The sequence below is a fragment of the Nocardiopsis potens DSM 45234 genome, assembly GCF_000341105.1.
GTDB lineage: Bacteria > Actinomycetota > Actinomycetes > Streptosporangiales > Streptosporangiaceae > Nocardiopsis_A > Nocardiopsis_A potens.
The window spans coordinates 196,718-206,754 of record NZ_ANBB01000027.1 but is presented as its reverse complement, the minus strand read 5'-3'; the positions used below and the strand labels follow the sequence as shown (position 1 = coordinate 206,754).

Sequence of the window (10,037 nt, the reverse complement as noted above, 5' to 3'; positions counted from 1 at the left end):
CCCCCGCCCCGCCCCTACCGCTGCCGTCGCCGCCCGTCTTGACCTTCGCTTCGCGGGGCGCCGCGCCCGACCGACCGGCCGGTCCCCCTGCCTGCCCTCGCTGCCCGCCTGAACCCCGGCCCCATGGGCGCCGAACTCGACCGACTGGCCGGTCCCCTCCTCGCCGTCGCTGCCTGCTTGAGCCTGCACTCTGCGGGGCACCGCGCCCGGGCGACCGCCTCCGCCCCGCCCCCACCGCTGCCGTCGCCGCTGCTTGAACCTGCACTCCGCGAGGCGCCGCACCCGACCGGCCGCCCCTCCTGTCCCTCGCCCCTCCTCGAGTCCCTCTTCCTCTTCCTCGTTGCAACGGCCACTTGACGACAAGGCGCTCTGGCAGGACCGCAACGTCAAGATCATCGAGTAGGAAGGGGAACGGACCTTAGGGGACCTGGCACCACTGCCCCGGCCCTCGCGCCGGGCCACAATTGGGGGAGGGCGGTGCGGCGCACCGCCCCGGCCCGGCGACCGTAGAAAGCGACGAAGATGCCCAGCACCGACCACCCGACCGCCAGACGCACGGCCCTGCTGGCCTGGTCGCTGCTGTTCATCCCGCTCGCCGCCACCGGCCTGCTGCTGACCGGGCTGTTCGCGATCGCGCTGGGGCTCTCCTCCATCTGGATCGGCCTGCCCATCGCGGTGATGCTCAGCCCCCTGATCCGGGGCCTGGCCGACACCTACCGCCGCACCCTGGGCCGGTTCCTCGACGAAGGCCCGATCCCCACCCCCTACGGCCCGCAGGACGGGCTGCTCAAGCGGTTGCGCGCCACCGGCCACGTGGCCTGGCGCGACATGTCGCTCTCCCAGCGGATCCGCACCACGCTGTCCTCCACCGCCATCTGGCGCGACCTGGCCTGGCTGCTGCTCAACGGCACCGTCGGGGTGGCGCTGGGCGCCCTGCCCGCGCTGCTGATGTTCGACGTCGTCTACCTCGTCCTGCACGCCCTGGGGCTGTGGCGGGTCGCGCCGCTGTTCGGCCTGGAGTTCTTCGACGATCAGCTCACCGCCCTGCTCCCCCTGATCCCCGCCGCCGCGCTCCTGGCGCTGTTCTGGTTCTACGGGGCGGCGATGGTGCGCGGCTACGCCAAGCTGGGCCGCTGGCTGCTGGCCCCCACCGAGAAGGAGCGGCTGACCGCGCGCGTCGCCCAGCTGGCCACCTCCCGCGCGGACACCATCGACGCCCAGGCCTCCGAGGTGCGCCGGATCGAGCGCGACCTGCACGACGGCGCGCAGGCCCGGCTGGTGGCCCTCGGCATGAGCCTGGGCATGGCCGAGGAGATGCTCGCCCGCGACCCCGAGACGGCCCAGCGGATGCTCGCCGAGGCCCGGGAGACCACCAGGGAGGCCCTGACCGAGCTGCGCGACCTGGTCCGCGGCATCCACCCGCCGGTGCTGGTGGAGCGCGGGCTGGACGGCGCGGTGCGGGCGCTGGCGATCTCCCAGCGGCTGCCGATAGAGGTCGACATCGACCTGCCCGGGCGGCCCGCCGACCCGGTGGAGTCGGCGGCCTACTTCGCGGTGGTGGAGGTGCTCACCAACGCCGTCAAGCACTCCGGGGCGGGGCGCGCGTGGGTGCGCATCAACTACGGGCGCGACCGGATGGTCATCCTGGTCGGCGACGACGGCCGCGGCGGGGCCGATTTCTCCGGAGGCACCGGCCTGCAGGGCATCCGGCGCAGGCTCGCCGCCTTCGATGGGACGATGAGCGTCGTCAGCCCGACGGGCGGGCCGACCATCGTCACCATGGAGCTGCCGTGCGCGTTGTCATCGCCGAAGACCTCGCCCTCCTCAGAGAAGGCCTGATCAGGCTGCTGGAAGGCCACGACTTCACCGTGGTCGCCGCGGTGGAGAGCGGCCCCGAGCTGCGCGACGCCCTGCTGGAGCACCGCCCGGACGTGGCCGTGGTGGACGTGCGCCTGCCCCCGACCTTCACCGACGAGGGGCTGCAGGCCGCCATCCAGGCGCGCGGCAGCGTTCCCGGGCTGCCGGTGCTGGTGCTCTCCCAGCACGTGGAGCAGCTTTACGCGCGCGAGCTGCTCTCCGACGACCGGGGGGCGGTCGGCTACCTGCTCAAGGACCGGGTGTTCGACGTCGGCCAGTTCATCGACGCGGTCCGCCGGGTGGCGGCCGGCGGCACCGCGATGGACCCGGCGGTCATCTCCCAGCTGCTGGCCAAGCGGGCCGACGACGGCCCGCTGGCGTCGCTCACCCCGCGCGAGCGCGAGGTCCTGGGAGAGATGGCGGAGGGGCGGTCCAACACCGCCATCGCCTCCCGGCTGTTCATTACCGACAAGGCGGTCAGCAAGCACATCAACAACATCTTCACCAAGCTGGACCTGCCGCCGTCCAACGACGACAGCCGCCGAGTGCTGGCGGTGCTGGCGTACTTGAACAACCGCTGAGGGCGCACAGTTCACGCCAGGAGGTCCCCGCCCCCGTCAGGGGACCTCCAGGCGGTGCCGATCCGCTCCCACCCGAGTCGTTCCAGGAGCGGGTGGAGCCCCTTTCCCACCCTTTTAGGGGGAGACTCGAGTTCTTCGATGAGTTCGTCCAGGGACAGAGCGATGACGGTAGGGGCGGCCCTGGTCTCCGATTTGCGGGCAGATGCTATCCACATGTTCGGGGTCGCCCGGATATTCCACCGGTCCCCGTAGCGGGTCTTGAGCATGTCCAGGATGACGTGGCGTGAGTCCATGGAAAAAAGGTCTCTGCCTGCAAGAACATCCTGCAAGAACCTTTCCCTGACTGTCCAGCACTGTCCACCAGGGTCCGCATGAGTCCTATCATCGTCACATGGACGGAACATGGACACGGTTCGGATCCGAGGTGCGGCGGCGCCGGGAGTCCGCCGGCCTCACCGTGTCCCTGCTCGCTCCTCGAGTGGCGGTCGGCGCTTCCATGCTCTCCAAAATCGAGACCGGATCTCGGGGAACGAAACGGGAAACGGCCGAGGCGCTCGACAGGGAATTGGGGGCCAGCGGGGAACTCGTGACCATCTGGGGCGAGTGCATACAGCGGGCGCGTCTACCCGACTGGCATTCCCAGATCACGAAAGCAGAAGAGCGCGCCACGGAAATCCGGACCTACTCTCCTGCGGTCGTCCCCGGCCTGCTGCAGACGACCGACTATTCCGCGGTCCTCTTCCGTGACGGCGAACCCGGTATCAGCGACTGGGAACTCGCCAAGCGCGTCAAAATCCGGGCCGAACGGTTGGGCGTCCTCCTGGAACGCGGCCCCGACCTTCGGTTCGTCTTCCCCGAAAGCGTTCTTCGGACCACGGTCGGCGACTCCAGGATCATGCGCGAACAGTTGGACCGCCTCGTCACCCTCTCGGAATCAGGAGCCGTGAGAATTCAGGTTCTCCCCGACGACTGCGGTTCCGCGATCGGTGTGGCGGTCTCCGGTTTCCGGGTACTGAGCTATTCCGACCGGGGGCCGTCGGCGTACGCGGAAAGCGTCACCGGCGGTAGCGCGGTCGACGATCCTGCCGACATCCGGCGGCTGGCCGCCGTCTTCGCTGAACTCGCCGCCTGGGCGGCTGATCCACGGCGGTCCATTCAAATGATCAAGGAACGAATCGATGCTTGACGAAACGTGGCGCAAGTCGTCCCGCAGCCAGGTTCGCGGCGACTGCGTCGAAGCCTCCCTCAAGGGCCCCGTTGTCTCCATCAGGGACTCCCGGAACCCCGGTCAGCCGCCCGTCGCCCTCTCCCGAGAAGCATGGGTGGCCCTGCTGGCCTCCCTCCGGGGCTGAGACCGCACGGGACGCACGGAAAAGGCCGCCCCGCCGCACGTGCGGCGGGGCGGCCTTTTCCGTGCGTCCGTCAGCCCTGGCGGCCCGGTTCGACCGAGCGGTACAGGCCCTCGATCTCCTCGGCGAAGGCGCGCAGCACCGCGTCGCGGCGGAGCGACCCGTCCGGGAGCAGCAGGCCGCTCTGCGGGGTGAACTCCTCGGCCAGTACGTGGAAGGCGCGCACCGCCAGCGGCGCCGGGACCGTCGTGTTGGCCTCGCCGACCGCGTACTCGATCTCGCGGAGCAGGTCCGGGTCGGCCGCGATCTCCTCCGGGGAGGCGTTCAGCGGCCGGTTGTTCACCAGCCGCCAGTACTCCAGCTGGTCCGCGGCCAGGGTGACCAGCGCGGTGCAGTAGGGCCGCCCGCGGCCGATCACCATCACCTGGCCGACCAGGGAGTGCGCGCTGATCCTCCGCTCCAGGCCGGCCACGATCTCCTCGGGGTCGGTGGGCGCCGGCGCCGCGGGCGCGGCGGCGGGCAGCGCGGCCGCCGCCGGGCGGGCCTGCTCCACCGCATGCTGCTCGGGCGCGGCCGGGGGCCCCTGCGGGGCGGGGGGAAGCTCGGCGGCCGGCCGCGCGGGCGCCGCGGCCGGGGCGGGCTCGCCCCCGCCGCCCTGCGCCGGCCGCTCCGGCGGCGGCTGCGGCACCGCCGCGCGCCTCGGCGCCGGGTCCGCGCAGGCCTGCACCCGCAGCCGCCCGGTCACCGTGACGTAGCCGTCATCGTCGATCTCGCCGGTGTACCCGGTGGCCAGCCAGCCGTCCCGGAACGCCGTCTCCCCGGCCGCCTGGGCGTTCCAGTACCCGGGGAAGACCCCCGGGCCGTGCGCGAACAGCTCCCCGCCGGGCCCCACCCGCAGTTCGACGCCCTCCAGCGCGGTGCCGTGCGTCCCGGCGCGGCGCGCGCCGAGCGCGCCCGCGGTGAGCGCGCCGCCGGCCTCGGTGCTGCCGAACACCTGCACCAGCGGCACCCCGGCGCCGTTGTAGAAGTGGTCCAGTGTGGCCGGCACCCGGCCGCCCAGGGCCACCGCCAGCCGCAGCCGCCCGCCGTAGGCCTCCCGGAACCGGCTGTACATCCAGTCGTACATGGCCATGGAGACCCGCTTCCAGGCGCCCTTGCGGCCGCCCCGGTCGTACTCCGCGGCGATCTCGGCGGCCGCGCCGAAGGCGCTGTTGCTGTCCCAGCCGCTCTGCCGGGCCCGCCGCTCCTCGGCGGCGTACACCTCCTCGATGGCGTCCGCCGCGGCCACCAGTACCGCGGGCCGGAACGCCCGGGCCTGCTCCACCAGCTTCTCGGCCGGGTCCACCACGCCCACGCGCACCCGCGCCAGCATGCACGCCGCCACCGCGGCCTGCCCGGCGGAGTCCGACAGCCGCAGGTGCACCAGGGCGCCGGCCGAGCCCGCGCCGGCCCCGCGCAGCGCCGGCAGCAGCCGGTCGGCCAGGGCGCGGGCCGCGGCCAGCCGGTCGCCGTGGCTGAGCACCGCGCCGGGCCGGCGCACGTCGGTCCCGGCGGGGTAGGCGATGACCGCGGGGTCGGCCGCGGTGGTCTCCTCCAGGCGGAACCGGACCGCCGAGGAGTCCATGTAGGCGCCGGGGCGGGAGACCGCCTCCAGCCCCTCGGGGCCGTCCAGCCGCCACACCCGGCTCAGGTCGGGGATGTCCCGGGACGCCGCGGAGGCGGCCGCGGCCAGCCGGCCGTCGCCCAGCACCACCGCCGCCGGGCGGCAGTCGCGCACCACGTGCAGCAGCCGCGCCTGGGAGCAGTTGGCCGGCAGCGGGACCGCGACCGCCCGCACCGCCCAGACCGCGAAGTGCATCAGCAGCTGGTCGTAGTCGGCGCCGCCGACGATGACGACCCGGTCGCCGGCGTCCACGCCGGTGCCGATGAGCCCCTTGGCGAGCGCGGTGACGTCGTTGAGCATCCGCGCCGCCGTCACCCGCTCCCAGGCGCCCTCGGCGTCGCGCCGCGCAGCGACCTCGGCGCCGGGGCCGTCCTCGGCGTTGCGGTAGAGGATGTCGGCCAGGCCGCGCAGCGACCCCGCGTCCAGCGTCCCCTCCCAAGCGGACCTCTGCCCCATTTCCTCCCGGCCCTTTCCTGGTCATACGTCCGCACACCGGGGTTCTCCACCCGGTAACGCGCGTCGAATCCTGCCCACTGTGCCCCCGCCCGCACCCTCCGTCAACCCGGGTGCAGGCTTCGGCACGCTCCGTCACGGAACGGGGTTCGGTACGGGGCCGCGGCGGCGGTCCGCGGCGCGCGGCGGCCACCCCTTGTGCACGCCCGAGAACTCCGTGCACAATGCGCCTTTATGAAACGAAAGTGGCGTTTCCTCATCCCCCTGGCCGTTTTCCCCCTTCTCGCCGCCCAGCCCCTCCCCGCCGCCGCGGACGCCCCGCACGGCCGCCCCGCCGACCCCCGCCCCAGCACCGAGGAGCTCACCCGGCACCTCAAGGCCATCGAGTTCAAGAGCCGCGGCCGGGTCGACGTGGACACCGTCGGCACCACCAACGAGGGCCGGCCGATCTTCGGGGCCTCCGTCGGCGAGGGGCCGCTGCGGCTGATGTACGTCACCCAGCAGCACGGCAACGAGCCCCTGGGCACCCCGGCCGCGCTGAAGCTGCTGGAGGACCTGGGCGTCAAGCGCACCCCGGAGAACCGGGCCATCCTGCGCGCCGTCACCATCGACATCGTGGTCCGCGCCAACCCCGACGGCCACGAGCGCGACTGGCGGTACAACTACGACCCCGGCGCCGACCCCGAGTACGGCGAGCCCGGCAAGGGCTACGACCCCAACCGCTACCACGACCCGCAGGTCGCCCCGGAGGACAACCCCGTCCCCGAGTCGGCCGCCGTCCGCCGCCTGTACGACCGGACCGCCCCCGACCTGGTGGTCGACTACCACATGCAGGGCCGCTACGTCGACGACGACGGCGAGGAGATCACCGCCTCGGTGCTGTGGCCCACCCACCCCGGCGTCGGCTCCGAGTCCGTCGACCTGTCCCGGCAGGCCGTGGTGGCCTCCGCCGAGGCGATGGGCGAGTCCTACGACGAGGCCAACGTCAGCCTCTACCCGGGCGGCGACTACCAGGGCATCTCCCGCAACGCCTACGGGCTGCTGGGCAGCGGCAGCGTCCTGGTCGAGCTGAGCGCCACCGGCCCCGAGTGGGAGCAGGCCCAGATCGCCTCGGCCTACGACTCCATGTACGCCACCGCCGCGGCCGCCGCCGACGGCTCCCTGTTCGAGATCGACCCCGGCCTCGCCGACGAGCTGCCCGAGCGCGGCGACCCGGTGCCCTCCGCGGAGGCCCGGCCGCTGCACGCCGGCGGCGACGACCTGGACTGATCCGCCCCGCGCACGGCGGGCGGTGGTGCGCGCCGCGGCGCGCACCACCGCCCGCCGCCGTCCCCGGGCCCGGGCCCGGGCCTCAGCCGGCCGCGGCGCTCCGCCGGGACAGCGCGAACGCGGTCGCCCCGGCCGCCAGGCCCGCCGCCATCACCACCGCCATGCTGGCCAGGCTGGCCTGGCCGGAAGCGGTCAGCCCGGCCAGCGCGGACAGCCCGCCGCCCAGCACGAACTGCAGCGACCCCATCAGCGCCGAGGCGGTCCCGGCCACCGACGCCGGCTGGCTGGACAGCGCCAGGGTGGTCGCGTTGGGGAACACGAACCCCATCCCGAACATCATGGTGAAGAAGACCCCGGTCAGCGCGTACAGCCCGGCGGTCCCCGACACCCCGGCGGCCGCCATCCCGGCCAGCGCGGCGATGGCGGTCCCGGCCACCACCAGGCCCACCAGCAGCCGCCGCGAGGTCTCCAGCCGCCCGATCAGCCGGGCGTTGACCTGGGTGCCGATCATGATGCCCAGGGTGTTCACCGCGAACACCAGGCTGAACTGCTGGGCGCTGGCGCCGAACGCGTCCGACTGCGACACCGTGGAGAAGGACCCGATGTAGGTGAACATCGCGCCGAAGGACAGCCCCAGGGTGAGCACCGGGCCGATGAACCGGGCGTCGCGCAGCAGCCGCCACACCGTCGCCCCCAGCGTCCCCGGGCGCAGCGGGCTGCGCCGGTCGGCCGGCAGGCTCTCCGGCAGCCCGAAGAAGGCCGCGGCGAACGACAGCGCCGACACCCCGGCCAGCACCGCGAAGCTCAGCTGCCAGGGCCCCACCAGCAGCAGCTGGCCGCCGAGGATCGGGCCGAGCATCGGCGCCAGCCCGGTGATCAGCATCAGCCGGGAGAAGAACCGGGCCGCCTCGTCCCCGGTGAACAGGTCGCGCACCACCGCCCGGGAGATCACCGCGCCGGCCGCCCCGGCCATCCCCTGGATGAAGCGGAGCACCACCAGCACGCCCGCGTTGGGCGCGAAGATGCAGGCCACCGAGACCAGGGTGAACACCGCGACGCCGACCAGCAGCGGGCGGCGGCGCCCCCACGCGTCGCTCATCGGGCCGATGACCAGCTGGCCCAGGGCCAGGCCCAGCATGATCGCGGTCAGCGTCAGCTGGATCTGCGCCTCCGGGGCGCCCAGGTCGGCGGCGATCTGCGGGAACGCCGGCAGGTAGAGGTCGGTGGCCAGCGGCCCGGTCGCGGTCAGGGTGGCCAGGACCAGCACCAGGACCGCGGTCCGGCGCGGGCCGGCCTGCACGGGGGCCGGGGCGGCGGGCGCGGGGGACGCGACCGGGTCGGGCGGGCTCGTTCGGGACACGCCGGGCTCCTCTCGGGGGCGGGGACAGGGGACGGGGCGGGCTCGCGCGAGCGGCGCCGAAGGTGTCCAACGCATTCCCGCAGAGATCCCATCCCCCGATGACGGGGAATCTCCGGTTCCTCCCCGAAGAGTGACGCACTCCACCCGGACGCACCAGAGCCCCGGCGGCCGTCGCCGCCGGGGCCCGCTCCGAGCCGGGTCAGCCCTTCAGGGCCCCCAGGTGGTGCCGGCGCAGCACCAGCACCCCCATGCCGACCAGGCAGCACGCCGCGCCCAGCAGGTAGGGCAGCTCCGGGCCGGCCTCCTCGCCGAGCTTGGTCGCGATGAACGGCGCCAGTGCGCCGCCCATCCAGCGCACGAAGTTGTAGCCGGCCGAGGCCACCGGGCGCGGCGCGTCCGAGACCTCCATCGCCGCCTCGGTGAACACCGTGTTGTTCATCCCGATCGGCACGCCGGTCAGCACCACCGCCGCGATCACCCCGGGCTGCGCCGAGGCCAGCACCGACACCGCGATGGCCAGCATCAGCACCAGCAGCGTCCCCAGCGACAGGTGCAGGGTGCGCACCGACCCCAGCCGGTGCTGCAGCCGCGGCGCGGCGAACACCGAGGAGACCGCGACCAGCACGCCCCAGGCGAAGAAGATCGACCCGATCCCGTAGGGGCTCATGCCCAGCACGAACGGGGTGAAGGCCAGCACCGTGAAGAAGGCGAAGTTGTAGAAGAGCGCGGTGACCGCGGTGGTGGACAGCCCGCCGTGGGCCAGCGCGCGCAGCGGGTCGCTCAGCCGGGTCTTGGCGGCCGGCTTCGGCGGCGCCTTGAGCAGCGTGGTGATCAGCAGGAAGCCGACCGCCATCAGCACCGCGGTGCCGAAGAACGGCGCCCGCCAGTGCCAGTCGCCCAGCACCGCGCCGACCAGCGGCCCGGAGGCGATGCCCACGCCCAGCGCCGCCTCGTACAGCACGATCGCCGACTCCATGCCGCCGACCGCCGCGCCGACGATCACCGCCAGCGCGGTGGCCACGAACAGCGCGTTGCCCAGCCCCCACCCGGCGCGGAAGCCGATCAGCTCGCCCACCGACCCGGAGGTCCCGGACAGCGCGGCGAAGACCACCACCAGGGCCAGGCCCAGCAGCAGCGTGGCCTTGCCGCCGATCCGGCTGGAGATGAACCCGGTGATCAGCATCGCCACCGCGGTCACCAGGAAGTAGCTGGTGAACAGGAGCGACACCTGGCTCGGCGAGGCGTCCAGGCCCTCGGCGATGGAGGGCAGGATCGGGTCGACCAGGCCGATGCCCATGAAGGCGACCACGGCGGCGAACGCCGTCGCCCACACCGACATCGGCTGGCGCCACGGGCTGGACGCCTTCCCCTGCCCGGCCGCCGCGCCGGCGGCGGGGCCGACACCGGCGGCAGAGCCGGTGGCGGTGCTCGGCGGTAAATCAGTCGTGGACATGGATGTCCCCAGACCTCCACTCGTCGGGTCTCCTCGCGGAGACGCGGATCGT

The 10,037-nt window shown here is 73.5% G+C and carries 9 protein-coding genes; 5 read left to right on the top strand and 4 right to left on the bottom strand.

Features of this window, described 5'->3' with window-relative positions; all coding sequences use genetic code 11:
• The first annotated feature begins 522 nt into the window (after nt 1–522).
• Together D459_RS0111335 and D459_RS0111330 are read left to right on the top strand one after the other, a co-directional pair.
• Nucleotides 523–1,839, top strand: coding sequence for a sensor histidine kinase (locus D459_RS0111335; RefSeq protein ID WP_017593125.1), 1,317 nt, complete (start codon nt 523–525; stop codon nt 1,837–1,839).
• Entirely contained in the window at nt 1,791–2,438 is a 648-nt protein-coding gene (locus D459_RS0111330) for a LuxR C-terminal-related transcriptional regulator (protein WP_017593124.1), read from the top strand. Before D459_RS0111335 ends, D459_RS0111330 begins: the two co-directional genes overlap by 49 nt.
• Before the next feature lie 11 nt (nt 2,439–2,449).
• Here the strand turns inward: D459_RS0111330 and D459_RS31440 are convergent, their stop codons facing one another.
• Nucleotides 2,450–2,767, bottom strand: a complete 318-nt coding sequence (locus D459_RS31440) for a hypothetical protein (RefSeq protein ID WP_152522951.1) — start codon at nt 2,765–2,767, stop codon at nt 2,450–2,452.
• Between the two features lie 62 nt (nt 2,768–2,829).
• Here D459_RS31440 and D459_RS0111320 point away from each other — a divergent pair, with 62 nt between their 5' ends.
• Nucleotides 2,830–3,624, top strand: coding sequence for a helix-turn-helix domain-containing protein (locus tag D459_RS0111320; protein ID WP_026120289.1), 795 nt, complete (start codon nt 2,830–2,832; stop codon nt 3,622–3,624).
• Nucleotides 3,617–3,790: a DUF397 domain-containing protein gene (locus D459_RS34310; RefSeq protein ID WP_017593121.1), complete on the top strand. Its 174-nt coding sequence runs from the start codon at nt 3,617–3,619 to the stop codon at nt 3,788–3,790. Before D459_RS0111320 ends, D459_RS34310 begins: the two co-directional genes overlap by 8 nt.
• 70 nt (nt 3,791–3,860) lie before the next feature.
• Here the strand turns inward: D459_RS34310 and D459_RS0111310 are convergent, their stop codons facing one another.
• Nucleotides 3,861–5,906 (bottom strand): AMP-binding protein, encoded by a 2,046-nt coding sequence (locus D459_RS0111310; RefSeq protein ID WP_017593120.1) that lies wholly within the window; start codon nt 5,904–5,906, stop codon nt 3,861–3,863.
• Between the two features lie 231 nt (nt 5,907–6,137).
• On the opposite strand from D459_RS0111310, the gene D459_RS0111305 reads away from it, so the two are divergent.
• On the top strand, nt 6,138–7,172 hold the full coding sequence (locus D459_RS0111305) for a M14 family zinc carboxypeptidase (RefSeq protein ID WP_017593119.1): 1,035 nt from the start codon (nt 6,138–6,140) through the stop codon (nt 7,170–7,172).
• An 82-nt stretch (nt 7,173–7,254) separates the two neighbouring features.
• On the opposite strand, the gene D459_RS0111300 is transcribed toward D459_RS0111305, so the two are convergent.
• Both D459_RS0111300 and D459_RS0111295 read right to left on the bottom strand, forming a co-directional pair.
• Nucleotides 7,255–8,532: a multidrug effflux MFS transporter gene (locus tag D459_RS0111300; protein WP_017593118.1), complete on the bottom strand. Its 1,278-nt coding sequence runs from the start codon at nt 8,530–8,532 to the stop codon at nt 7,255–7,257.
• A gap of 199 nt (nt 8,533–8,731) precedes the next feature.
• Complete coding sequence (locus D459_RS0111295; RefSeq protein ID WP_152522950.1) at nt 8,732–9,985, bottom strand: MFS transporter; 1,254 nt, start codon at nt 9,983–9,985, stop codon at nt 8,732–8,734.
• Between the last annotated feature and the right edge of the window lie 52 nt (nt 9,986–10,037).

Bases quoted from the DNA above. Each gene is read 5' to 3' on its own strand.
- D459_RS0111320 (WP_026120289.1), top strand. From the start codon at position 2,830: ATGGACGGAACATGGACACGGTTCGGATCCGAGGTGCGGCGGCGCCGG.
- D459_RS0111295 (WP_152522950.1), bottom strand. From the start codon at position 9,985: ATGTCCACGACTGATTTACCGCCGAGCACCGCCACCGGCTCTGCCGCC.
- D459_RS0111310 (WP_017593120.1), bottom strand. From the start codon at position 5,906: ATGGGGCAGAGGTCCGCTTGGGAGGGGACGCTGGACGCGGGGTCGCTG.
- D459_RS0111305 (WP_017593119.1), top strand. From the start codon at position 6,138: ATGAAACGAAAGTGGCGTTTCCTCATCCCCCTGGCCGTTTTCCCCCTT.
- D459_RS0111335 (WP_017593125.1), top strand. From the start codon at position 523: ATGCCCAGCACCGACCACCCGACCGCCAGACGCACGGCCCTGCTGGCC.
- D459_RS34310 (WP_017593121.1), top strand. From the start codon at position 3,617: ATGCTTGACGAAACGTGGCGCAAGTCGTCCCGCAGCCAGGTTCGCGGC.